Genomic DNA, 24,878 nt, shown 5'->3' with positions numbered 1-24,878 from the left:
TTTTCAAGCCCTCCAATTAAAGCCAAAAAATTTTAATTTTTACTTAACAAAATTTCACAGTTATTGGTCGTTAACCTTTTGAAATACACGCCGAAAACTGTTATTTTACTATTGAATTTTAAAACAACCTAAATGTTAGTAGAAGTTTGCAAGAGGGGGGCCATGGTGGCTGGATTTATTTTGGGAATACAGTCAGTTTCAATGGCGCAAACCTGGGAGGTCTATGACCACAACCTCAACATGACCAGGAAAATCGAGAACGACAACATCAAACTTTTAAGCGAGTCGGTAAGGGTAAGCATTGTAGATCAAAAACTGCAACTCCTCAACCCCCAATACAAGCCGTTTTATACGCTTAAGGGCAACAAAATATATCAGTTTCTGGAGCCTTGGATAATTGTTTCCGAAGGAGATAAATATGGTGTTTTCCATGAATACGGTGAGGAAATATTGACGCCTGATTTTGATGATGTGCAAACCTATTATAGCCAGCTTTTGGCCAAGAAGGGGAATGCCTATTACTATTATGACAGGGGGGAGAAAAAGGTCAAAACGCTTGGCGCATTTGAAGATGCCTTTTTTGCCGACAATGGGCAAATCATAGCCAAGACTCCGCAAGGATATTTCCTACCTCTTAGCAGCAACCCCAACAAGATTTACCAAAAACTTGAGGTGGTCAATGACAAAACCATCCTTGCCCAAGAGGGCACCGGCTTGGGATTGATCAACCGAGAAGGTGATTACATCCTTGATCCTGTTATCGACAGGCTAAACCATGTGGAAGGAGATTATTACTTCGGATATGATGCCAACCAATACATGTTGATCAAGGCGACCGAACAGAAAGCAGACATCAAATATACCAGCTACCATAAAATAGCCATCGAAAATGACGTGATGCTGGAATATATACACGGAAAACTTCGCAGAGTCATGAAGAATGACGGCATCCTGTTGGACATAGTAGGAATGGACTCTGTGCGGAGGATGGATAAAAACCATTATAACGTATATTTCAGAGACCATAAGGTAGGATTACTGAATGCCCAGGGCAAATGGGATGTGGCTCCTTCGGAAAACATTGCCAAAATCTTGCCTGGAAACGAAGGTCTTTACGCTGCCCTAATTGATGGAAAATACGGTTTTGTCGATAAAGCCGGAAAGCTGAGAATTGCAAACCGCTATGACAGTGTGGGAAAATACTCAGAAGGCTTGGCGCCGATTAAAATCGATAACCGCTGGGGATACTTGGACAAAAACGACCGCATCGCCATCCAGCCACAGTTTGAGGAAGTAGGCGAATTTTACAGAGGAATTGCCATTGTCAAGAAAAACGGAAAGGCAAATCTGATTGATAAGGACGGAAAGGAGCTTTTGAGCAACTATTACAGGAGAATCTCCTTGACAGACGATAATTATTACCTCACCGAGGACGAGGAAATGTTCGGGTTGGTGAATGCCATGGGGAGTGAAATTTCAATCCCTAAATTTGATGAGATCAGACGTGAAAACTACGACCATATTTTGGTGAGAAGAGGCAACAAATATGGGTTGATGAGAGAGTCTGGAGAGTATAGCTTGCCAATCTATTATAAGAATATCATCTACGACCGTTCAAACGAGTTGATTTTGGCTGAAGACGAATACATCCCACCAGTAGTGGAGATTGCGGAAGACAGCAAGAAGAAAAAGAAAAAGGGAGCTTAAAGCTCCCTTTTTTATCTCGTTGGTGAAATTATTTCTTATCGCCTTTTGATTTCGAACTGTCCTTTCCGGTATCCGATCCCGCAATGGAGTCTCTCATGGATGTATCGGACTTAATGTTTTCCATTTTGTAATAGTCCATAATCCCCAGCTGCCCGTTTCTGAAGGCTTCGGAAATTGCTCTTGGGACTTCGGCTTCAGCTTCTGTCACCTTAGCTCTCATTTCCACGTTTTTGGCTTTCATTTCCTGCTCCAAGGCCACGGCCATAGCTCTTCTTTCCTCAGCTCTAGCTTCGGCCACTTTCAAGTCGGCAGAGGCCTGATCGATCTGAAGCTTGGCTCCGATGTTGGTACCCACATCAATGTCTGCAATATCAATTGAAAGAATTTCAAATGCCGTACCTGCATCCAGGCCTCTTTCAAGAACCAGTTTAGAGATTTTGTCTGGGTTTTCAAGTACACTCTTATGGTTGTGGGCCGAACCGATAGAGGTTACAATACCTTCCCCTACTCTTGCAAGGATGGTTTCCTCACCGGCTCCCCCGACCAATTGGGCGATGTTTGCTCTTACGGTCACCCTTGCTTTAGCGATCAGCTGGATACCATCGGCGGCAACTGCTGCCACATTTGGGGTATTGATAACTTTGGGATTTACCGAAATTTGAACCGCTTCAAACACATCTCTTCCCGCAAGATCGATGGCGGTAGCTTGTTTGAAGGTGATACTAATATTCGCTTTATCGGCTGAAATCAATGCCCGAATCACATTGGGAACATTTCCTCCAGCAAGATAATGTGTTTCCAAATCATTGGTGGTAAGCTCCAAACCTGCTTTAGTGGCCGTAATCAGCGAGTTAACAATAATGCTTGGGGGCACCTTTCTGATCCTCATCCCAATCAGCTCACCTATACCGACTTTCACATTGGAAAAAATGGCGGTGATCCACAGGTTGACCGGCACAAAGTATAAGAAGATAAAAATCAATATCAGACCTGCAAAGGCCGATATTAAAATGAACATTGAATTGTCTATTTCCATAATTTATTGTTTAATAATAATTCGATTGCTTTCTAATTTTGTGATTACAACTTTGGTATTCGGCGTGATAAACCCAGTTTCAGACTTTACCTCATAAATTTTATCACCAAATTCGGCTTTGCCATAAGGTTTGATATCGGAAATGGTCTTCCCAACCTGTCCCACCTCAAGTCCAAGCAGCCTGTCGTCGAAGCTTCTGCTGGTAATGGACGAAGTTAGGGCAAATTTTTTCCACACTCCAGAGCGAAGCCCCAATACCAGGACGATCAGATTTGCCAATAAGGCCACTCCTAACACCCAGTATCCGGATTCAGGACCAAGTGTGGCAAATGAGTAAATTACTCCAGCAGCGGTAAAAACCACCCCCAGCACCCCTACCACGGTGGTGCCGGGCACGAAAATAATTTCTGTGAGTACAAGGATCAATCCCACACTCAATAAGGTTACTAAAATTAACCAAGTCATGTGATTTCCGACAATTACATGCTGAAAATAGAGCTTTTTTCCCAGTATTTAAAGCATTGGAGGTGTTAGAGAGGAAAATAATGTGAGGATAAATGATGTCGAGTGTCCGATGTGGGGTATCCGATGTCCGATTACGATGACAAATGGGACAAAGAGTGACGCGGAGTTCAAAAGGAGTTTCGCTGAGTTACCCTCTTTGCGGAGGAAAATAGGACACAATGGGCACAAAGGGAAAAAAAAGGGCAGGAAGGGTGCAAAAAAAGAAAAGCGCGGAAAAAGTATCCTACCGCGCTTTTCAATATAGGGCCTAATCTATCAATATGCCTTGGCAAATAAAACCCGGCCTTGGGAAACATTCCCCGTCAGCACGCATTTGCCTTCTTCTTTTTTCTGGTCCAAAGGTATGCATCGGATGGTAGCCTTGGTCAGTTCTTTGATTTTCTCTTCCGTTTCGGAAGTACCATCCCAATGGGCAGATACAAATCCACCTTTATTTTCCAGTACATCCTGAAACTCCTCCCACGAATTTACCTCGGTAGTCTTTTCAGTTCTAAAATCGAACGCCTTTTTATAAATGTTCTCCTGAATCTCTTCCAACAGACCTTTGATCTTTTGGTCGATTTCAACCTCATTTAGATTCACACTTTCTTTGCTCAAAGTATCCCTTCTGGCAAGTTCCACGGTATTGTTGGCCAAATCTCTTGGCCCCAAGGCGATTCTCAGGGGAACCCCTTTAAGTTCGTATTCAGCAAACTTGAAGCCTGGCTTATGGGTGTCGCGGTTGTCAAATTTCACGGAAATCTCCAATGCGCGGAGTTTTTTCATGATCTCTTTGGCCTTGACAGAAATGGCTTCCAATTCTTCCTCGCTCCTGAAAATCGGTACGATAACCACCTGAATCGGGGCAAGTTTTGGCGGCAACACCAACCCGTTGTCATCAGAATGGGCCATGATCAGGGCTCCCATCAATCGGGTGCTCACACCCCATGAAGTCCCCCAAACATAATCCAAACCACCTTCCTTGGTGGCAAATTTTACGTCAAAAGCTTTAGCAAAATTCTGCCCCAAGAAATGGGAAGTGCCTGCCTGAAGCGCTTTGCCATCCTGCATCATGGCTTCAATACAATAAGTCTCCTCGGCTCCAGCAAAACGCTCATTGGCTGATTTTATCCCTTTTACTACCGGCATAGCCATATGTTTTTCAGCAAATTCGGCGTAAACATCCAGCATCTGCTCGGTTTCCTCTATGGCTTCCTGCTTGGTAGCGTGGGCAGTATGGCCTTCCTGCCACAGAAACTCGGCGGTTCTCAAGAAAAGTCTGGTTCTCATTTCCCATCTTACCACATTGGCCCACTGGTTGACCAAAAGGGGCAGGTCACGGTAAGACTGGATCCAGTTTTTATAGGTACTCCAAATGACAGTTTCGGATGTTGGTCTCACGATGAGCTCTTCCTCCAACTTGGCCTCTGGATCGACGACAACACTTTTCCCATCCTCTGAGTTTTTCAATCGGTAATGGGTGACTACTGCACATTCCTTGGCAAAACCTTCCACATGGCTAGCTTCCTTCGACAAGTAAGATTTGGGGATAAAAAGCGGAAAATAGGCATTGCTGTGACCGGTGTCTTTAAACATCTTGTCCAGTTGGGCCTGCATTTTTTCCCAGATGGAATAGCCGTAAGGCTTGATGACCATACAGCCTCTCACGGCCGAATTTTCAGCCAGATCAGCCCTTTTGACCAACTCGTTGTACCACAATGAATAATCTTCACTTCTTTTTGGAAGGCCTTTGCTCATTATTTTTATTTGTTAGTTTGTAAAAACTCTTTATATTCGTTACTCGGTTTACGAGGGCAAATATAAATCAAAAATTTATAACCCTCTTGACCTCAACACGTATATAGTGTTAATAGCATTAAAACCAGATCCTTATGAAAAACCTAATTTCAGTTCGGTACCTTGGAGTGATAGCAGCACTTGGGCTGGCCTCTTGTAGTCCGGGATACACGAGTATGTCCGGCGAGTCGGATGACCTGTATTTCATGGCTTCCGATGCAGCAGTGGCCACTGAGTTTGCCGTAGCCGGCAATAGAGCGGACAACTTCCGGGAAATCCGTCAAGCAAACCCGGAAAATTTGGCGCAGGAAAACTTTTCTGCCAAGAATGTGAATCCAGAATACTTAGCGCGCTATCAACGTCAGGACCCTGAAGAAGAAGGATCTGTATATTTCGACGAGTCTGGACAAGCTGCTGAAGGCGAAGGCGACATCAATGTATATAACAATTTCTACGGAGGAGGCACTACCCCTATGATGAACCGTGGCATGATGAACCCATGGATGATGGGCGGCATGGGCATGGGAATGGGTATGATGAACCCGTGGATGGATCCTTGGATGATGAATCCGATGATGATGGGCATGTATGATCCTTGGATGATGGGTATGGGGCCAATGGGCTTCAGACCAGGTTTCGGAATGGGATTTGGCATGGGCATGGGATTCGGCATGGGATCCAGATTTGCCCTTGGTTTTGGCAGTCCTTGGATGATGGGACCACGTTTCGGCATGGGAATGGGCTGGGGCATGGGTGGTTTCTACGATCCTTTCTGGGGCCCATGGGGCATGAGACCCATGATGGGCTGGGGAGGCTGGGGAATGGGCGGCTGGGGCCGACCAATCTTCGTAGTGCCAGGCGGTGAATTCGCTTCCAGACAAGCCGTAAGAGGTGCAAGACCTACCAGAGGTGCTGGAGTAGCAACACCTTCTACTAGAGCTACCGCTGCTTCTCCACAGGCATCAAGAGCTGCTGCCAGAAGAGATGCTGTAAGCAGAACTTCCACTCCATCTACCAGAGCAGCTAGAACCAACGATTTCAGTAGATCTCAAAATGAATTATATAGCGCTAGAAGCAGAACCGCTCCTGCAGCATCAGCTTCTCCAAGCAGAAGAGCGGCTAACTCTCCTGCCATGAACAGAGCTGGCAGCCCAACAAGCAGAAGCGCTTATACAGCTCCTAGCAATACCGGTAGAATGGCTCCAACAAGAGGTGCCACACCATCTAATAGAACTGTAGCGCCAAGCAGAGGCACAACTTCCTCTCCGTCCTACAACAGAGGTGGTTCGCCATCTTACAGAACAGCGCCTTCCAGAAGTGCGTCGCCATCTTATAACAGAGGCGCCCAACCTTCTAGAAGTACTTACAGTCCATCGAATAGGTCATCAAGCCCATCCTACTCCCCTTCTAGAGGCGGTGGTAGTGTCGGGGGTTCCAGAGGCGGCGGTAGCGTCGGCGGAGGAGCATCCCGCAGTGGCGGAGGAAGAGGGGGGAGATAATTTCCCCTCTTTTTTTTTCATCTTTTTTTCTTCCCTTCCGTATAGTAAACTATCAAATTTTCAAAAGGCATAACATTTGTCATTAATAATGGCATTGGGTTGCTATGTTAAAAATAAACCGATTTAGATGAAATCAATCAACAAGTGGATTTTAGGGATTGCTGCTTTTAGTGTGCTGGGAACAGGATCCTCTATGGCCCAAAGCGGGTATTATCAAGATGCTTTAAGATTCAGTCAGTTCAACTCTACAGGTTCAGCCCGGGTGATGGGCCTCTCGGGAACGCAGTTTTCCCTAGGTGGCGACATTTCCAATATTCATGGTAATGCCGCAGGTCTGGGATTCTTCAGAAGATCAGAATTCAGCCTTTCCCCATCCTATGGGGGCTGGAATACCGATTCTTATTTGAACAATGCTTCTGAGTTTGGAAATATTCCAACCACTAACTTCGCCTTACCCAATCTGAGTTTGGTAATAGCCAACCCGAGAGATCCTTTGACTCCCGGTTCTTTTAAAGGTGGTGCATTTGGTGTAAGCATCAACAGAACTGCCAACTTTAACAGTGAATTTGCTTTCCGAAATGTAACCCCTACTTCCCTGACGGATTACTTTGCTGCAGATGCATTTGGCGCCCAGGGAGCCGTTTTGGATCAGGAAAACAGTTTAACCGGCCTGGGCTTCAGTACAGCACTTATAGCCCCTACTTCTCCAGGTGGAACAGAATATGTCTCCACAAACAGTTCTGACCCATTAATGTATGAAGAAGTTATAACCGAAGGCGGTGTTACCCAGGTTACTTTCGCCTACGGTGCCAATTTTGAAAACAAGCTTTTCCTTGGGGGATCATTAGGGGTATCAAGCATCAGCTACTCTCAATTTAAGTTATTTACGGAAGACTTTAATCCGCAGTTTGGAGATTTGGTTGGCTATGACCTAAGAGAAAACCTTTTTATTAACGGCACTGGGGTAAATTTAAATTTGGGCGCCATTTACAAACCGGTAGATGAATTAAACCTGGGACTTAATTTTCAAAGTCCAACCTGGTACAGGCTAAATGAAGAGTATGATGCCAACATTGTTTCCGAATTTGCCAACCCTACTGAGACTTTTGACGCACGTACAGACATCTTGCTGGGCACATACAACCTGAGAACCCCAATGAAATTCAATGCGGGTGCGACTTATTTTGTAGGAAAAAATGGTTTCATTTCAGCCGATATCGATTATGTGGATTACAGCACTATGTTCTTAAACTCCAGGGATTTCAACCCTCAATTGGACAATCAGGCGATTCAGCAAACTTACGGACAAACCTTCAACTTCCGAGGAGGTGGGGAATTTAGATACGAAATGTTTCGTGTAAGAGCTGGCTATGCTTACTATGGAGACCCATTTGATGACCCCAACTCTCAAAGACACCAATCCGTTATCTCGGGCGGTATAGGGGTAAGGTTGCCGAAATTCTATGTGGACCTTGGCATCAACCACACGCAATTCGACCAAACTTATAGAAGCTATTCACTTATTGATGCAGCTGGCCGAGAATTGGGACCAGTTGCGGATATCAGAAATACAATTACTCAAGGGATCCTAACCCTAGGGTTCAACTTCTAAATAAAAAGAGAGGCTGCCTTTGTAAAGACAGCCTCTCTTTTTATTTTAAACTTCCCTCCTGAAACTGAGGAAGTAACCATCTTAGATATTATTAAGCTGGACTTTTAATTCTTCCTCAGAAATAATCCCATTGTGCCTCCAAACTTCTTTGCCGTCTTTAAAGATCACAAAAACGGGCACCCCTTGGATACTGTAAGCTTTACCTACCTCTTTGCTCTTATCCAAATCAATACGTCTGATAATTGCCATATCTTTTAGGTCCTCCTCCACTTTGTCAATTATTGGAGCCATTTTGCGGCAAGGTGCACACCATACGGTGTGAAAATCTATTAATATCGGTTTATCTGCCACTAACATGGCTTCAAACTCATCCAAGCTCAACTCTTCAATTTTATCATCCTTGGCAAGGGCATCTTTAACCAAGGTAAAGCCGGCATTCTCCCAATCCATCAATCCATTGTTGAGATGATAAACCCGCTTGAACCCAAGCTCTTCCATCATCTTGACTACCTCAATACTTCTTCCACCTGAAGCACAATACAGGTAAATATCCTTATCTTTTGACATCAGGCTGATTTTTTCCCTGAAATCTTCATCATAATAATCCAGAAGGCTGGCGTCTTGAATATACCCTTTAGAGTACACTTCCTCTGAAGTACGCACATCCAAGATAATCCCCTCTCCCTGCTCTATAACTTCCTTGAATTTAGTGGCATTCACATCCTGAACCTGAAAATCAGAAACATTTTGATCTTGTACCTTTAATTGGCCTTCACCACATGCACTTAGGATGGTGGATAAAGCGAGAACGAATAATATTTTTTTCATATTAAGTGATTTGCGTCAAAAATAAGACAGTTTAGTCTTCTTTACAAACTATTCATCATCGCCTTCCCTTTTATCGACCAAAGCAAGGATATCAGACACTACAGCTATGTTATTTAACCTGAAATGCGCTCTTCTATAAAAAGGCTGTCTTTGGCCATATATCATTCGGAGCTTGGCCAACCGCGCTTCTGAGTCCAATCCAGCAAACATGGGCCGGTTTTGGGAATGGGACAACCGGATTAAAATCTGCTCCAACGGTGGGTCAAGGAAAATCGAAAGGCCTGCAGCATTGATTTCTTCCATGTTGTCAAAAAAGCAGGGTGCCCCTCCCCCTGTGGCAAGCACATAGCCATGTGGTGTATTTAGCATTTTGGATAATGCCCTCCTTTCAAGCATCCGAAACTCTTCCTCTCCAAGCTCTTCAAAAATCTCAGGAATAGACCTGCCGGCCTCTTCCTCGATCACCTGGTCAAGGTCAAAAAAAGAAAGCTGCAGCACTTCTGCCACAGCTTTTCCCAAAGTACTTTTTCCGGAACCTGGCATCCCTACTAAGATGATTTTTTCCTTATTCATAATAATCAAGAACTGACCGGATTATCATTGAACAGCTTTTCGACTTCCGATACTGCTGGAGTATTGTTGTGGTGCCATTTCCCCTTGACCTTCCCATTTTCCAGCACCATGATCCCAGGATTTGAACGCAGGATGGTTTTTACTACTGTGGCATCCGCAAGGTAATAATCTATATCCCAACCGTAAAGTGCAACTAATGCCTCCGCTTCCTCCTCAGAAGAGGCAGAAACAAATACCACTTCTACGGATGTGCTTCTAAATCCACGGACCAATTCTGTAATCCTGTCAATATTACTTTCGTTGATTTTACTGATGTTGCTTACCATAATCAGGACTTTGTTGCCACTTAAAATCTCGTCGGTGAAGTCGCCTTGAGAGTTCCAAATGGCAAAATCCGAGATCTTGGGAAGCGCCTCTGGATTTTTAAGCTTCATTTCCACAAACTCATATTCATCCCCTGTGGGATAAACATCCATTACTACCCTTTCCCCATTCCTATCCATCACATAGCTGTACTCCAGATTGGCAGAGGGCTGCATGGCTGCAGGTATATCGGTACCCTGTTTAAAAGCCCTGAAATCCAGAAATGGCAGATTTTGGATGGCGTAGATTGCCAACCCGGTGGAAATTACAAGGGAAAAGGCTGAAACCAACATGGCCGGAAAACTATTGTTTGGCTTAAGATCTTTGTTGAAGATCAGCAATATGGCTATGAGCACCAATAGAAATACATCTTTGGAGAAGCTTTCCCACGGGGTAAGTTTAATGGCGTCGCCAAAACAGCCACAGTCTGTGACTTTATTGAAGTAAGCCGAGTAGAAGGTCAAAAATGTGAAAAACACAATGATTACTGCCAAGGCCCAGGTGGTAAACTTGGGGCGATAATTAATGATAAGCATGATGCCAAGCACCACTTCCACCACTACTAGAAAGACAGCCAGCGGAAGGGAAATAGCCTTAAGATTGGCAAAGAAAGGGGCAATATCATAACTGAACACATCAAAGTATTCTTCCAACTTGATGGAAGTCCCGATGGGGTCATTTACTTTGATGAGGCCCGAGAAGATGAATAGACCGCCAACTATAAAGCGGACTATCAAAAGGAAGATTTGCTTAATCATTTTTATGGAATCCTAATTTTATCAAACAAAAAACGGAGTAATTTATCATGTCCTGATAATTGGCTTCTATGCCTTCAGACACCAAGGTTTGCCCTTGATTATCTTCTATCTGCTTAACCCTATACAGCTTCATCAATATAATATCGGTTATGGAAGAAATCCTCATGTCCCGCCAGGCCTCGCCATAGTCATGATTTTTGTTTTCGAGCAAGGCACGGGTGGCATTTACCCACTTGTCGTAAAGCGGCTCAAGCTTTTCATATTCAATTTCAAGGTTGCTGTCATCTTTCAGCTCCAACTGCATCAGAGCTATAATGCAATAGTTGATGATACCGATAAACTCATCCTGAATAGGGTCATTCACTTTTTGGTTTCCAAGTTCCTGTATGGACCGTATGCGTTGGGCTTTGATGAATATCTGGTCTGTAATAGAAGGAAGCCTCAAAATTCTCCAAGCAGTTCCATAATCTAAAGTTTTCTTCTTGAAAAGTTCTTTACAAAGGTGAATAACTTGATTATATTCGCTCACGGTTTCCGTTTTCAAAGTATTTTTATTTAATGGTCGACAATTTTAATTCTTCTGGCATCGAAGATAATTTATTTCCCCCAAAAAAAATAACCCTTAACATCAAAGGGAGGCTCTGGACGTTGGACACCCCTTGGGTGATGGGCATTCTCAATGTAACTCCCGATTCATTTTTTTCTGAAAGCAGATCAGTGGATTCCTTGGAAAGTGCCGTAAAAAAATTGATTACCGAGGGAGCCGACATTATTGATATCGGTGGCTACAGTACCAGACCGGGTGCTGCAGAGGTCTGCGAAGCTGAAGAAACGGAGCGGGTTTTAAAAGGGGTTCAAGAGGTTAAAAAGCAGAATCAGGATATTCTGATTTCGGTGGACACCTTTAGGTCTGAGGTGGCCAGAAAAGCAGTGGAATCAGGGGCTGACATGGTGAACGATATTTCGGGTGGCGATCTAGACCCCAACATGCTGAAGGTGGTGGGCAAACTCAAAACACCCTTTATCTGCATGCATATGAGGGGCACACCTCAGGATATGGCCTCCAAAACCGATTATCAAGACTTGGAGAGAGAAATATTTGCCCGATTTCAACAAAAACTGAACCAATGTCGCCAAGCTGGCATTAATGATGTAGTACTTGATCCTGGATTTGGTTTTGCAAAGACTTTAGAACAAAACTTTCAATTGCTGAGGAATTTGGGTTATTTTAAATTTTTGAATACGCCCATTTTAGTTGGGATCTCAAGAAAGTCCATGATTTACAAGCTTTTGAAGACCAGCCCAGAGGATGCCCTAAATGGGACTACCGCCCTAAATATGGCTGCTTTAATCAATGGCGCAGACATTCTCCGGGTCCATGACGTAAAAGAAGCAAAAGAAACGATCCAATTATATAAACAACTTTACCCTTGAGTCTACTTTTCAGAATAGGATTTCTAGAAATCTCGCTGGTCAATGTTCTTGACATTGCCCTGGTAAGCTTTCTATTGTATCAGATCTACAAGCTGATGCGGGGTAGCGTTGCGATTAAGATCTTCTTGGGCTTCCTTTCCCTGTATCTCATCTATTTGGTGGTAAATGCCGCCCGAATGGAATTACTTTCCATTATTCTGGGCCAATTTATGGGTGTCGGTGTGATTGCCGCCATCATTCTCTTTGCGCCTGAGATCCGTAAGTTTCTTTTAATAATAGGCAGGTCTTCCATTTTTTCCAATGAAAATGTGTTTCGTGAGTTGTTGTTTTGGAAAAAAAGAGAAACCCAGGCGTTTAACATTACTCCCATCCTTGAAGCGTCTAAGTCTCTCGCCGGAACCAGCACAGGTGCCTTGATGGTAATTTCCAGAAACTCCGAGTTGAAATTTTATGCGGAAAGTGGTGATTTGATCGATGCGGTGGTCTCCAAAAGGTTATTGATAAGCATTTTCAACAAATACAGTCCTCTCCATGACGGTGGGGTCATCATCTATAACGGCCGTGTAAAAGCTGCTAGGTGTATCCTGCCTGTCACCGAAAGGGAAATCCCTGCACAGTTTGGCCTACGCCACCGAGCGGCCATCGGGATGTCCGAGGCGACCGATTCTCTTATTTTGATTGTTTCAGAAGAAACGGGCCAGGTATCCTTGGCAAAAAACGGCAAGATCTTGCACAACCTTTCCTTCCAGGAAGTCAGAGAAATATTGAATGACTACTTATCCGGAATCGATGTAGATGACAAGTTTGAAGCGGTAAGCGTGTCGGAAAGGAAAAAAATCAGGAAAGCAAAGGAGCTGGATTAATGGACGATGTCGGGTGACGGATGTCGGATGTGAAAAAGAAAGGGCCATGAAGCTTCCGCTTCATGGCCCTTTCCATTGTAAAATGAATGCTGACGCATTATCAGTCGATTATGCCTAGCTCTTTTCCTACTTCAATAAAGGCTTCTATAGCTTGGTCAAGGTGCTGTTTGTCATGTCCAGCAGAGATCTGAACGCGGATTCTCGCCTCTCCTTTTGGCACTACAGGGTAGTAGAACCCAATCACATAAATACCTCTTTCCAAAAGTTTTTCTGCCATCTTTTGTGACAATACCGCATCATAAAGCATGATAGGTACAATGGCATGCGTGCCCGGTTTGATATCAAACCCGGCTTCTTTGATTTTTGAGCGGAAATAGTTGGTATTCTCCTCCAATTTGTCCCTCAATTCAGTAGTCTCGGACAGCAGGTCAAACACCATGATCGATGCTCCCGTAATAGATGGGGCCAAGGTGTTACTGAACAGATACGGTCTGGAACGCTGTCTGAGCAGGTCAATAATTTCCTTTCTTCCAGATGTGAATCCTCCTGACGCTCCACCAAGTGCTTTACCCAAGGTACCTGTAATAATATCAATTTTTCCCATTACCCCTTTCAGCTCATGTACTCCCCTTCCGGTTTTGCCCATAAACCCTGTGGAATGGCACTCATCAGACATCACCAAGGCTTGGTATTTTTCGGCAAGTTCCACGATTTTGTCCAATTGGGCGATTGTGCCGTCCATGGAGAAAACCCCGTCCGTTACGATGATCTTTTGCTTTGCTCCCTTGGCATCGGCATCCTTAAGCTGAGCCTCCAAATCTTCCATATCATTATGCTTGTATCGGAATCGCATAGCTTTGCAAAGCCTCACCCCGTCAATGATAGAGGCATGATTCAGCGCATCGGAGATAATAGCATCTTCTGGACCTAAAATAGGTTCAAACACACCCCCATTGGCATCAAATGCAGCAGCATATAAAATAGTATCCTCAGTCCCCAAAAACTCAGAAATCTTTTTCTCCAATTCTTTATGGATATCCTGTGTCCCGCAGATAAACCTGACGGAGGACAATCCAAAACCGTGGGTATCGATGGCATTTTTTGCCGCTTCGATAACTTTGGGATGGCTGGAAAGGCCGAGGTAATTGTTGGCGCAGAAGTTCAGTACTTTCTGGCCGCCTTCGATGGTGATTTCGGCAGCCTGGGGGGAAGTGATTATTCTTTCTGTCTTATATAATCCGGCATCCTTGATGTCCTGGATTTCCTTTTCCAGTTTTGGCTTTAAGGTATCGTACATATTAAAGATTTTTAATTGGTTATGGTTCTTAAAAATTGGAAAATGTTATCCTCAGAAACCCTCTAAGGATTCATTGATTTTGTTAATTTTGTGCAACGAATACCCAAATATAATCAAAATTCCTGGAGCCATCAGGTTTATCCAGGCTTTGAAAATGAGACAAAAATGGAGAAAATATTAATTATTGGCGCTGCCGGACAGCTTGGATCAGAACTCACCCTTTCCTTGAGCAACATGTACGGCGGGGAGCAGGTCATCGCTACGGATATCAATCAGTCGGCTGCCGTAAAATTTGATTACTGCAGATTCGAGGTCCTAGATGTGATGGATAAGGATAGGCTAAGGAGCTTGGTAAAAAATGAAAACATCACCCAAATCTACCACCTGGCGGCGATTCTTTCGGCCACGGGGGAGAAAAACCCATTGTTTGCCTGGAACCTCAACATGGACAGCCTTCTACACGTACTGGAATTAGCCAAAGAGTTTAAGTTGAATAAAGTGTATTGGCCTTCTTCTATAGCGGTTTTCGGTCCCAACACCCCTATGCAAAACACTCCTCAAAACTGCGTTATGGATCCAAACACGGTATACGGGATCAGCAAGCAGGCCGGAGAACGATGGTGTGAATACTATTTCCAGAAATACAACGTGGATGTAAGAAGCCTGAGATACCCAGGCTTGATTGGCTACAAGTCTCTTCCCGGAGGAGGTACCACTGATTATGCAGTGGATATCTTTCATAAGGCCATCGATGGTGAAAAGTTTGAGTGTTTCCTTTCCGAGAATACCTATCTTCCCATGATGTACATGCCCGATGCCATTAAGGCCACTTTGGATTTAATGCATGCGCCGGCTGAACAGATCAAGGTAAGAAGCAGTTATAACCTTGCCGCTATCAGCTTTTCCCCAAAGGAGATTTTTGAAGCCATCAAAATGGAATACCCTAGTTTTGAAATCAGCTATCAGCCGGACTTCAGACAGAAAATTGCCGACAGCTGGCCGGACAGTATAGACGACAGTGCGGCCAGGGCCGACTGGGGATGGCAGCATGAATATGACCTTCAGAAAATGACCTCAGATATTCTAGCCAATTTACCGGAGTATATGGTCAATTTTAAATAGCCTATGAAAACTGCACTCACGTCGACAGTAATTCTTTTAGGTCTTCTGGCCTGTGAATCCAAGGAAACTCACCACACATCCCCTGCCGATAGGCAAAGAGAGGAAGTCAATCTTGGGGGCTTAGAGGAATCCAATTGGGTTACATATCAGGGATCCATCCCCTGTGCCGACTGTGAGCGGATTGAAATGGAGATCAGGCTGGAAAACTATGAGCAGGAAAGAAGTGGTGAATTTGACCTTTACGAAACCTACGTGGGCACCAGAGATGGGGACCGCACGGTGGAAAGTTTCGGAAGTTATGAAATCCAGCGTCTGCCGGATTCGGAGGATCAAATGATTGTATTGAACACGGAGAACAACAGGCTCATCAGGCTTTCACTGGAGGATAATGGAGATCTAACCCTTCTCGATCAAGAAGGCCAAAAAATAGAATCAAGTTTGAATTACAGCTTAAAACGAAAATAAGAAAGGGGCCTTAGCGGGCCCCTTTTACTTGCTCTGGCAATGATGCATCATAGCCGGCTATCCATGTGCCGTTTTCTAGTTGGATTATAGGCCTTTTGATCATGCTGCTGTTTTCCTTTAGCACGGGAATCGCAGATTCTTGGGAATCCAAGGCTCCTTTTTTACTCTCGTCAAGCTTTCGAAAAGACGTTCCCCTCTTGTTGACGACAGTGTCAAGCCCAAGCGCCTGAATCATCTCGCTCAGCAATTCCCGTGATGGGGCTTGTTTTTTATAATCATGAAAAACATAGCCTATTTCCTCGGAATCGAGCATTTTCAATGTTTTTTTAATGGTATCGCAATTTTTGATCCCATAAATTTTTATCATATTAACTTTATTTAATAGAACAAAACCTCTAATTCAGGGTTATTTTTTGTATATTAGCGTTACACTAAATGAAAACTAAAACCCAAACTTATGATTAATTCAAAGTTATCGAAAATTTTCACTTTATCCTTCATCTTTTCTTTTGCGCTTATTTTGGGTGTTATGGCTCAGCAACAAATGCCGCCACAACAACAGCAGCAGGTGAATGATAACTTCACTGACGAAGAATATGAGAAGTTTGTGAAAATCAACAAAGAAATCATTCCTCTGCAGGAAGAAATGCAGTCGAAAATGATGGAAACCATTGAAGAAACCGGACTTGATGTCAACAGATTCAATGAGTTAGCACAGGCACAGCAGGCAGGAAACATTAAAGAGGTTTCTCAAGACCCAGATGAAATAGCGAAATTCAATGAGGCAGGTCAGAAAGTGGTTGAAATGAACCAGGAAATCGGACAGGCTTATCAGGAAAAAATGGCTGAAAACGATATGGATCAGCAGAAATTCCAAGAAATGATGATGGCTTACCAGCAGAGCGAAAAGGTAAGAACCAAAATCGACAGCATGATGGATGATGAAAATTAATAAGTCATCATTCTGACAAAAAAAGCCACTTAAAAAGAGTGGCTTTTTTTATGCCCATAAACCTAGCTTTTTATAGAAAAATTGGTGTAAATTCACTTTTTTCAGATACACTATGATAAAGCAAAGGCGGAAACTTGATATCTGTCTCAATTGTAGGCTTCCCTTAAAACTTGAAGATAACTTTTGCCCCCAGTGCGGCCAGGAAAACCATGACCAAAATGTTTCCCTATTCGTATTTTTAAATGATTTCATAACCAATTATTTAAGTTTTGACAGTTCACTGTACAGAACTATCCCCGCATTTTTACTGAAGCCGGGCAAGATTACCAAGGCTTTCAATGAAGGAAAACGTCGGCGATATCTTCATCCCATCCGATTATACCTTATCCTGTCCCTTTTCTATTTCTTTGCAATCAGCGCGGTAGTGCCGCCAAACTTATTTGACCAGCTAATGTCGGCAGGTCTATGGGATATGACAATTGAAGACAACGATCGTGTTAAAATGAAGCTGGATGAAATCCCCGAAAAGGATAGGCAAGAACTGGATAGCATGCTCAATATAGTCGGAAGCTATAGCTTGGGGTCATTAGGGGGAAAGAACGCCCAGGACACATTGGGTACGGTGAAGCTAAAGTGGCGGGATATCAAGATGATGGCGCAGGATACTGACATCAGCGACAGTTCATTTTACCGAGCTATGGAGACCACAGATTTCAATTTCAACCTTCCCTATTTAGGCATCACCCAGCAGAGAAAATTTATTGGGAATTCAAATCTCTATGTAAGCAATTCAGCAAGAAATTTGCCCATCATGATGTTTGTGTTACTACCTTTTTTTGCTTTATTACTGAAGATCCTTTACATCCGCCACAAGAAATTCTATGTGGAGCACCTGATTCACAGCCTAGTATTACATGCTTTCGCCTACTTAATTTATGGGCTCGGGATCAGTATTATGGCTTTTCACTTTGCAGATTTTGGATATACCATATTCATATGCTTTTTGGTCGTGACCACCTATGCCTACATTTCACTTTTAAACCTGCACGGGCAGGGCTGGTTCAAAACACTTGTGAAGTTCAATATACTTGGGTTGGTGTACCTCAACCTCCTTATCATAGGTGTTCTAATGGAGCTGTATATTTCCTTGTTGGTATTTTAAAAAAACAAAAGCTGGCCCAACGGGACAGCTTTTGAAGTATAGTTACAAGTAATATTTTTAGGAATTTTATAAAACCTCTCTGAGAGATTCTTCATTCGCATCAATGATTTGGTCGATATGCTCTTCGGTAAGTGCAGTGGATAGGAACCAACTCTCATACTGAGATGGTGGCAAGTAAATCCCTCTGTGCAACATGGCTTGAAAATAACGGCCAAATAATCCTGTATCCGATGTCTTGGCCGTTTCGAAGTCATAAACCTCCTTATCGGTAAAGAACAAGCTAAACATACTTCCCAAATGGGTCATGGTATAATTCAAGCCCAATTTCTCCTGGGTAGCCTGAAACCCTTTTAACAAACGGTTGCCACTCGCTTCCAGCGTGCTGTACACGGATGGATTCTCATTCAGGTAGGTTAGCATGGCCATACCCGCCGCCATGGCAATAGGATTTCCAGAGAGCGTTCCCGCCTGGTAAACCGGCCCTGCCGGCGAAACGAAATCCATGATTTCCTTTTTCCCTCCATAGGCCCCCACAGGCATACCTCCACCGATAATTTTCCCCATGGTTGTAATGTCTGGTGTAACGCCGAAATGCTCCTGAGCACCTCCTTTTGCAAGCCTAAAGCCGGTCATCACCTCGTCAAAGATCAAGACAATGCCTTCCTTATCACAAAGGTCTCTTAGACCTTGCAGAAAGCCTTCCTTAGGCAAGATGCAACCCATATTCCCTGCCACTGGCTCCAGAATGATTGCAGCAACTTCATTTGGGTTGGCTTCCACCAACTTTTTAACAGCCTCCAGGTCATTATGCGGAGCCAAAAGGGTGTCTTTCGCGGTTCCCCTAGTAACCCCAGGACTATCAGGCTGCCCCATGGTAACGGCGCCAGAGCCCGCTGCGATAAGGAATGAGTCCCCGTGCCCATGGTAATTCCCTTCAAACTTGATGAACTTATCACGACCTGTAAAGCCTCTAGCAAGGCGGATGGCAGACATCGTGGCTTCTGTACCACTGTTCACCATTCTTACCTTCTCCACTGAAGGCACCATGCTTACGATCAGTTCAGCAATCTCAATTTCCCTAGCTGTGGGGGCTCCGAAAGAGGTACCTGTTTCAACGGCTTTAAGGATCGCCTCTCTAATTTGGGGATGATTGTGCCCCAATATCATTGGTCCCCAGCTGTTGATCAATTCAATAAACTGGTTTCCATCCTCATCAAATAAATATGGCCCATTAGCCTTATTGATAAATAAAGGGTCTCCACCGACGGCTCTAAATGCCCTTACAGGGGAATTTACCCCGCCAGGAATGGAATTTTGTGCCTTTGCGAAAAGGTCTTTGCTTCTTGAAATCTGCATGCTTCCTTTTTATTCTATTTCCAATGTACCTTTTTCCAATCGCATGATCGGTACATACTGATTAGCTCTTTCGTTGGAGAAATCAAACCCGAAAGTCAGTTTTCCTTTTTGGAATCCCGCTCTTCTCAGATTTTGGGCAAAGTCAAACCCCTTGTCGGGATTTAAATTCTCCTGAATCCAATAAATAGTTTCGTATCCCAAGTGGGCAAATATCCCTGGGAAAACCTGATATTTTTCAAAGAACTCCTCTCTGAAAGGTTCCAGATCAGGGGATTCAAAATCCAGCGTATTATTCCCAATAAAATGGATGTTCTGATGTTCCAGCATTTCAAAACTGGCAAAATTAAAGTATAGCCAGCTGTCCGGCACCAAGATCGGAACTCTCGAATTGATTGACTCCACCACTCCAAAGGTAGGAGAAGCGACATTTGGGTCATCACTTAAAATGATCACCAAATTAGCCGATGGGGATCCGCCTCTTTCAATTCCCAAACTTGAGAAGAAATCGCGGGTATTTCGGCCCTCAATTTTTTCGGATTTCACTATCTGAAAACCTTTTCTCCTAGCTTCCTCGGTAAGTTGCTTGGCCAGCAACTCATCTTTTGAGGACGCGGAATATCCGATTGCAATTTTCTTTTCTGGGGTTTTCCTCTGGGCATAGTCCAAAATCCCCTTACTCATCGAGCGGGTGCTCGGACGGAAAAGGTAAGATTTTTCGGCTACCTCTAGGTTGTCATCCAAGTTTGAAAGTGGATTGATCTGAGGGATACCCTGCTGCTCCGCAAAAAGAGAAACTACAGCTACCTCCTCTGGATAAATAGGACCTACTATCACATCGGCCATTCTGAAAAAAGGGTCTTCCAATATTCTTTCAGTCACCGCCTCGCTTCTTTCGGTATCAAAAGTCCGGATCAAAATGTCCACCCCCTCTTTTTTGGCTTCTTCGACGGCCAGTTTCAAACCTTGATAATACTCAAATACGAAGTTATTTCCCTGAAGCCTGCTCACGCCAGAGCCACCGTTATAGTTGAATGGCAACACCACGGCAACTTCCAAAACCTGGTTGACCTGCCGCTTGCGGTCCGATTTTTCACCTTCTTGAGCTCTTACGCTTTTCACTTCATTATAAACCCTTCTCTCCTCAGTGCTCATCACGGTTTTTTCTTCCAGCTGCTTGCGCAGTGCCAAAGCAAAACCTTTATTCTTCTCCCCGAAGTTCCGAAGATTCAACACCATCCAACTCAAATTGGCATTTTGAAGGAAATCAAAAGTTGCCCTTTCAGCTTCTTGCCTGATGGAGGGATCCTGGATTTTTTCAATCTCATTTAATGCCTCGGAATTCTTATTTTGGCTAAACAGAGATAAGGCCAGCAAGTACCTGGCTTCATCTTGATGCTGCCAAGAACGGTTATCCAGCAGGGTTTGAAGAGTACCTTTGGCCAGCTCATGTTGTCCATTTCCATAAGCCGCACGGGCAAAATGAAAATGGGCATAATTTGAAAGACTGCCATAGCGGCGGTTGTCAAGATAAGGACGCAGGACTTCCATCGCCTCCTCCCAGTTGCCATAGGAAACCAGCTGTTTTCCTCGGTTGTAATTTTGCAGATCACGCTGTTCCTGTGCAAACAAAGCCGTGAAGGAAATCAGGAAAACCGAGAGCAAGAAAAGTTTTTTCATAAATATCGTAATGTATATTAGGACCTCTGAATGGTCCGGGGGTAAGGACATTAAGGAAATTCAAATATTATACCTCAATATGAAAGTCCACGAATTTAATGCATTTAATCGCATAAAAAAAGCCTGATGTTAAGTATCAGGCTTTTGAAGCTTATTCCCATTCTATGGTAGCAGGCGGCTTGGAGCTGATGTCATACACCACTCTGTTTACACCTTTCACCTTGTTGATGATATCGTTACTGATTTGTCCCAAAAACTCATAAGGCAAGTGAACCCAGTCAGCCGTCATGCCATCTACTGAGGCTACGGCACGAAGCGCAACCACTTTTTCATAGGTACGCTCATCTCCCATCACCCCTACAGACTGTACCGGCAACAAAATCGCCCCAGCCTGCCAAACCTGGTCATAAAGACCATGGTCTTTCAATCCTTGGATGAAAATGTGATCAACTTCTTGAAGGACTCTTACTTTCTCTGGTGTGATATCTCCCAAAATTCTGATGGCCAATCCCGGTCCAGGGAAAGGATGTCTACCTACAATGTTTTCAGGAATTTCAAGAGCTCTACCCACTTCTCTTACACCGTCTTTAAATAGGGTATTCAAAGGCTCTACCACCTGAAGTTTCATAAAGTCAGGCAGTCCGCCGACATTATGGTGTGACTTAATGGTAGCCGAAGGTCCGTTCACCGACACAGACTCGATCACATCTGGATAGATGGTACCTTGCCCTAGCCACTTTACACCTTCGATTTTGTGTGCCTCGTCGTCAAAAACCTCGATAAAGGCTTTCCCAATGGCTTTTCTTTTATCTTCAGGATCAGAAAGCCCTGCCAAAGCATCATAAAAACGCTGCTTGGCATCTACTCCGATCACATTCAATCCCATGTTTTCATAGGATTTCAATACTTCTTCATATTCATTTTTGCGAAGCAAACCATTATCTACAAAAACGCAGGTCAGGTTATCGCCAATCGCACGGTGGATCAAAGTAGCGGCCACAGAGGAATCCACTCCACCTGAAAGTCCCATTACCACCTTGTCATCACCTATTTTTTGTCTCAGCTCATCCACTGAAATGTCGATGAACACGTCTGAAGTCCAGTCTTGGCTACAGTCGCAAATCTGAACAACAAAATTTCTAAGAAGATTTTTTCCTTCTAAAGAGTGGGTAACTTCTGGGTGAAACTGTATCCCGTAGGTCTCCTCTCCTTGGATTTTATATGCAGCCACACGAACTGACGGCGTGCTGGCAATCACATCAAATCCTTCGGGCAATTCTTTGATGGTATCTCCATGGGACATCCAAACTTGGGAGCCATGGGTGATTTCTTTAAATAAATCGATGTGGGTATCAATATGGTTGAGGTTGGCCCTGCCATATTCCCTAATTTCAGATGGAGCGATGGAGCCGCCATATTTGTGGGCCATCAGTTGGGCGCCATAGCAAACCCCCAATACCGGAAGTTTGCCTCTAAACTGGTCCACGTCAATATCAGGGGAGCCTTCATCTTTTACAGAGCATGGGCTGCCTGAAAGGATAATGCCTTTGATATCGGGAGTAATCTCCGGAATCTTATTAAAAGGGTGAATTTCACAATAAACATTCAGTTCTCTAACTCGTCGGGCGATAAGTTGTGTGTACTGAGAACCAAAATCGAGGATCAAAATCTGTTCTGCCATGCGCAAAGTTAAGCAAGCTTCTAGAAAGGAAAAAAATACTCTGTAAAAATTTCGGAATATTATTTGGATTGGACTTCAAATAACCCCTCAGTAAATCAAGATGATAAATTGTGTGGCGTGCAGAACCTTAATTTCCCCCAAATAGTCATTAAGCCCTCGAATTAGGATTACAGTATCAACCAATGATACCGGAACTTTAGTCGCTGGCATATCTACTGAAGTTTACCCCGCACTCATATTTTCTCTATATACCCCCTATACATGGTTCGAATAAGCTATGGATCAGGTATGGACAAACTGTAAATTTAAACTAACAGGCCATGGGAGGAAACCTAGCTTAGTCCTAACTCAATATCCCTATAAGGTCCCTATAAGATCCCTATAAATTCCCTGTAAGGTCCCTATAGTCCTGAAATTTTGCTCAGCAACAAACATCAACTGTCCTCAAGGTTCGAATTCTCCCCTTCATAGAGTGTTTCCAGCTCCACAGCATCGATTCCCATTTCTTCCTCCAAATATTTGGCAAAAACTGCAGTGTTGCCGTGGGTCAGGTAAACTTTCTCAGCCTCTGTGGCTTGAATGGCCTGAATCAGTCCGTTCCAATCAGCATGGTCACTTAATACAAACCCTGCATCGGCAGCTTTTCTCCTACGGGTCCCTCTCACGTTCATCCAGCCGGAGCAGATTCCCGTGCGATAAGGGGAAAACCTCCGCATCCAGGGTGTCCCCAAGGCAGAGGGAGGGGCAATTATCAATGCTTCTTTAAAAAAACTCTTATCCATATCAGCATCCACCTTGGGCACATCCACTACTTTGACGCCATTGGCAATCAAAGCTTGATTCATATTGTAGATGGCACCGTGACAATATACTTTCCCGATCGTTAGATCAAGGTTATTTATGATTCGCTGGGCTTTGCCCAAAGAGTAACCCAACAAAACAGAATTCCTGCCTTGGGAGGCATTCTTTCTCCACCAGTTATTGATCCCTGCAAAAATCTCCTCTTGGCTTTCCCATTTGTAAATTGGCAGCCCAAAAGTACATTCGGAAATAAATTCATGGCATTTTACAGGTTCAAAGGGTTCGGAAAGTCCATCATCCTCCACTTTGTAATCCCCGCTGGCAACTATTACTTTGCCTTTATATTCAAGTCTGATTTGGGCAGATCCGGGAATATGCCCTGCGGGATGAAAACTTATTTTCACCCCATTGATCGTAATTGGATCATTGTAACGAATCGTCTCAATGGAAATATCTTCCCCTAATCGCCGCTTCATCACCTCTTCGGAATGGTGATGGGCCAAGTAGTGTTTCATGCCCCATCGGCTGTGGTCGGCATGAGCATGGGTGATCAGTGCCTTGTCCACAGGTTTCCAAGGGTCGATAAAAATATCGGCCTGGGGGCAGTACAGCCCATATGGGGAAAGCTCCAAAATCCCACTCATTACAAACCCTTTATCGTTGACATCCCGCCATCTACGTGCAAGATCTGCCCAGTCACCCAGCCCGATTTATCAGAAAGCAGGTATGCAACCGCCTCTGCAATATCCTCTGGCTTCCCGTACCTACCTAATGGGTGCCGCTTGGCGGAGGCTTCTTTCTTATCTTCAGTAGAAAGTAACTGCTCGGCCAATTTGGTATCGGTCAGAGAAGGGGCTACGGCATTAACCCTGATGTGAGAAGGAGCCCACTCTGCTGCCAGCGATCTGACCAACCCTTCCACCGCACCCTTGGCACTGGCTATACTGCTATGGAAACCCATGCCTGTCTGCACAGCCACGGTACTGAACAGCACCACGGAGGCATTTTTGGATTTCTTGAGACTTTTCAATGCGGCCTGCAGTACTTTCACCGCACCTAAAAAATTCACATTGATATCCCGTTGGAAGTCCTCCACTGAAAATCGGTGAAAGGGCTTCAACTGGATGGATCCAGGGCAATAAACCAGCCCATGAACCTCTTCAGGCAACTCTTCAATTGAGTCCCAGTCGCCCAATACATCCAGCTTTTCACCTGATTCCCCAGATCTGCTGTAGGAAAAAATATTTGCCCCCTGATCCTTCAGGATCTTGGCGACTGCCTTTCCAATATCACTGTTGCCTCCGATGAGGACCATGTTTTTGTTTTCCATTTATTACCTAAGTTTCTCCTTTACATGACCTGCTGTTTAATGGAATTGTTTACGTTGGGCA

Annotated in this window: 23 protein-coding genes; 9 read left to right on the top strand and 14 right to left on the bottom strand. The window is 44.1% G+C overall.

Translation table 11 applies throughout. The features are described 5' to 3' along the window. The first annotated feature begins 132 nt into the window (after positions 1-132). Positions 133-1,707, top strand: a complete 1,575-nt coding sequence (locus KIH41_RS08100) for a WG repeat-containing protein (RefSeq protein WP_213943601.1) — start codon at positions 133-135, stop codon at positions 1,705-1,707. Between the two features lie 28 nt (positions 1,708-1,735). Here the strand turns inward: KIH41_RS08100 and floA are convergent, their stop codons facing one another. The 3 genes from floA to proS form a co-directional block, all read right to left on the bottom strand. After that, positions 1,736-2,743 carry a flotillin-like protein FloA gene (floA, locus tag KIH41_RS08095; protein WP_213943600.1) on the bottom strand — a complete coding sequence of 336 codons (1,008 nt, stop codon included), beginning with the start codon at positions 2,741-2,743 and terminating at the stop codon, positions 1,736-1,738. Positions 2,744-2,746: 3 nt separating this feature from the next. After that, entirely contained in the window at positions 2,747-3,208 is a 462-nt protein-coding gene (locus KIH41_RS08090; protein ID WP_213943599.1) for an NfeD family protein, read from the bottom strand. 315 nt (positions 3,209-3,523) lie between these two features. Next, positions 3,524-5,005, bottom strand: a complete 1,482-nt coding sequence (gene proS, locus KIH41_RS08085; protein ID WP_214162098.1) for a proline--tRNA ligase — start codon at positions 5,003-5,005, stop codon at positions 3,524-3,526. Between the two features lie 134 nt (positions 5,006-5,139). Between proS and KIH41_RS08080 the strand changes: the two genes are divergently transcribed. Continuing rightward, on the top strand, positions 5,140-6,543 hold the full coding sequence (locus KIH41_RS08080; RefSeq protein ID WP_214162097.1) for a hypothetical protein: 1,404 nt from the start codon (positions 5,140-5,142) through the stop codon (positions 6,541-6,543). 127 nt (positions 6,544-6,670) lie between these two features. Next, on the top strand, positions 6,671-8,155 hold the full coding sequence (locus KIH41_RS08075; protein WP_214162096.1) for an OmpP1/FadL family transporter: 1,485 nt from the start codon (positions 6,671-6,673) through the stop codon (positions 8,153-8,155). Between the two features lie 81 nt (positions 8,156-8,236). On the opposite strand, the gene KIH41_RS08070 is transcribed toward KIH41_RS08075, so the two are convergent. From KIH41_RS08070 to KIH41_RS08055, 4 genes are read right to left on the bottom strand one after another with little or no spacing between them, the layout of a single operon-like run. Then, positions 8,237-8,983 (bottom strand): thioredoxin domain-containing protein, encoded by a 747-nt coding sequence (locus KIH41_RS08070; RefSeq protein WP_214162095.1) that lies wholly within the window; start codon positions 8,981-8,983, stop codon positions 8,237-8,239. 48 nt (positions 8,984-9,031) lie between these two features. Continuing rightward, positions 9,032-9,556: a shikimate kinase gene (locus KIH41_RS08065; protein WP_213943594.1), complete on the bottom strand. Its 525-nt coding sequence runs from the start codon at positions 9,554-9,556 to the stop codon at positions 9,032-9,034. A gap of 5 nt (positions 9,557-9,561) precedes the next feature. Then, positions 9,562-10,677 (bottom strand): BT_3928 family protein, encoded by a 1,116-nt coding sequence (locus KIH41_RS08060; RefSeq protein ID WP_214162094.1) that lies wholly within the window; start codon positions 10,675-10,677, stop codon positions 9,562-9,564. After that, positions 10,670-11,221 carry a DUF1599 domain-containing protein gene (locus KIH41_RS08055; RefSeq protein ID WP_213943592.1) on the bottom strand — a complete coding sequence of 184 codons (552 nt, stop codon included), beginning with the start codon at positions 11,219-11,221 and terminating at the stop codon, positions 10,670-10,672. Before KIH41_RS08055 ends, KIH41_RS08060 begins: the two co-directional genes overlap by 8 nt. A 14-nt stretch (positions 11,222-11,235) precedes the next feature. On the opposite strand from KIH41_RS08055, the gene folP reads away from it, so the two are divergent. Then, the gene (gene folP, locus KIH41_RS08050; protein ID WP_214162093.1) at positions 11,236-12,111 is read left to right on the top strand and encodes a dihydropteroate synthase; all 876 of its coding nucleotides are present in this window, start codon (positions 11,236-11,238) and stop codon (positions 12,109-12,111) included. Next, on the top strand, positions 12,108-12,974 hold the full coding sequence (gene cdaA, locus KIH41_RS08045) for a diadenylate cyclase CdaA (RefSeq protein ID WP_213943590.1): 867 nt from the start codon (positions 12,108-12,110) through the stop codon (positions 12,972-12,974). Before folP ends, cdaA begins: the two co-directional genes overlap by 4 nt. Positions 12,975-13,074: 100 nt before the next feature. Here the strand turns inward: cdaA and kbl are convergent, their stop codons facing one another. After that, positions 13,075-14,271: a glycine C-acetyltransferase gene (kbl, locus tag KIH41_RS08040; protein WP_213943589.1), complete on the bottom strand. Its 1,197-nt coding sequence runs from the start codon at positions 14,269-14,271 to the stop codon at positions 13,075-13,077. A gap of 165 nt (positions 14,272-14,436) precedes the next feature. On the opposite strand from kbl, the gene KIH41_RS08035 reads away from it, so the two are divergent. After that, positions 14,437-15,393 (top strand): NAD-dependent epimerase/dehydratase family protein, encoded by a 957-nt coding sequence (locus KIH41_RS08035; RefSeq protein ID WP_214162092.1) that lies wholly within the window; start codon positions 14,437-14,439, stop codon positions 15,391-15,393. A 3-nt stretch (positions 15,394-15,396) separates the two neighbouring features. Further along, the gene (locus KIH41_RS08030) at positions 15,397-15,858 is read left to right on the top strand and encodes a copper resistance protein NlpE N-terminal domain-containing protein (RefSeq protein ID WP_214162091.1); all 462 of its coding nucleotides are present in this window, start codon (positions 15,397-15,399) and stop codon (positions 15,856-15,858) included. A 10-nt stretch (positions 15,859-15,868) separates the two neighbouring features. Here the strand turns inward: KIH41_RS08030 and KIH41_RS08025 are convergent, their stop codons facing one another. Further along, positions 15,869-16,225, bottom strand: a complete 357-nt coding sequence (locus KIH41_RS08025; protein WP_214162090.1) for a Spx/MgsR family RNA polymerase-binding regulatory protein — start codon at positions 16,223-16,225, stop codon at positions 15,869-15,871. A 162-nt stretch (positions 16,226-16,387) separates the two neighbouring features. On the opposite strand from KIH41_RS08025, the gene KIH41_RS08020 reads away from it, so the two are divergent. Further along, positions 16,388-16,810, top strand: a complete 423-nt coding sequence (locus KIH41_RS08020; RefSeq protein ID WP_246535250.1) for a DUF4168 domain-containing protein — start codon at positions 16,388-16,390, stop codon at positions 16,808-16,810. A 112-nt stretch (positions 16,811-16,922) separates the two neighbouring features. After that, positions 16,923-17,972 carry a DUF3667 domain-containing protein gene (locus KIH41_RS08015; RefSeq protein WP_213943584.1) on the top strand — a complete coding sequence of 350 codons (1,050 nt, stop codon included), beginning with the start codon at positions 16,923-16,925 and terminating at the stop codon, positions 17,970-17,972. Positions 17,973-18,038: 66 nt separating this feature from the next. Here the strand turns inward: KIH41_RS08015 and hemL are convergent, their stop codons facing one another. The 5 genes from hemL to KIH41_RS07990 all read right to left on the bottom strand — a co-directional run bounded on the left by hemL (position 18,039) and on the right by KIH41_RS07990 (position 24,817). Continuing rightward, a complete protein-coding gene (gene hemL / locus KIH41_RS08010) occupies positions 18,039-19,328 on the bottom strand; it encodes a glutamate-1-semialdehyde 2,1-aminomutase (RefSeq protein ID WP_214162089.1) in 1,290 nt (429 codons plus the stop codon). A gap of 9 nt (positions 19,329-19,337) precedes the next feature. Next, positions 19,338-21,005 (bottom strand): ABC transporter substrate-binding protein, encoded by a 1,668-nt coding sequence (locus KIH41_RS08005; protein WP_214162088.1) that lies wholly within the window; start codon positions 21,003-21,005, stop codon positions 19,338-19,340. A 151-nt stretch (positions 21,006-21,156) separates the two neighbouring features. Continuing rightward, on the bottom strand, positions 21,157-22,686 hold the full coding sequence (gene guaA, locus KIH41_RS08000) for a glutamine-hydrolyzing GMP synthase (RefSeq protein WP_213943581.1): 1,530 nt from the start codon (positions 22,684-22,686) through the stop codon (positions 21,157-21,159). A 434-nt stretch (positions 22,687-23,120) separates the two neighbouring features. Further along, positions 23,121-24,131, bottom strand: coding sequence for a ligase-associated DNA damage response exonuclease (locus tag KIH41_RS07995; protein WP_214162087.1), 1,011 nt, complete (start codon positions 24,129-24,131; stop codon positions 23,121-23,123). Continuing rightward, positions 24,131-24,817, bottom strand: coding sequence for an SDR family NAD(P)-dependent oxidoreductase (locus KIH41_RS07990; protein WP_214162086.1), 687 nt, complete (start codon positions 24,815-24,817; stop codon positions 24,131-24,133). Before KIH41_RS07990 ends, KIH41_RS07995 begins: the two co-directional genes overlap by 1 nt. Positions 24,818-24,878: the final 61 nt, after the last annotated feature.

The sequence above is a fragment of the Litoribacter ruber genome, assembly GCF_018500185.1.
Classification (GTDB): Bacteria; Bacteroidota; Bacteroidia; order Cytophagales; family Cyclobacteriaceae; genus Litoribacter; species Litoribacter ruber.
Note: the sequence above shows the minus strand (reverse complement) of the source record. Positions and strands in the feature narration are given on the sequence as shown.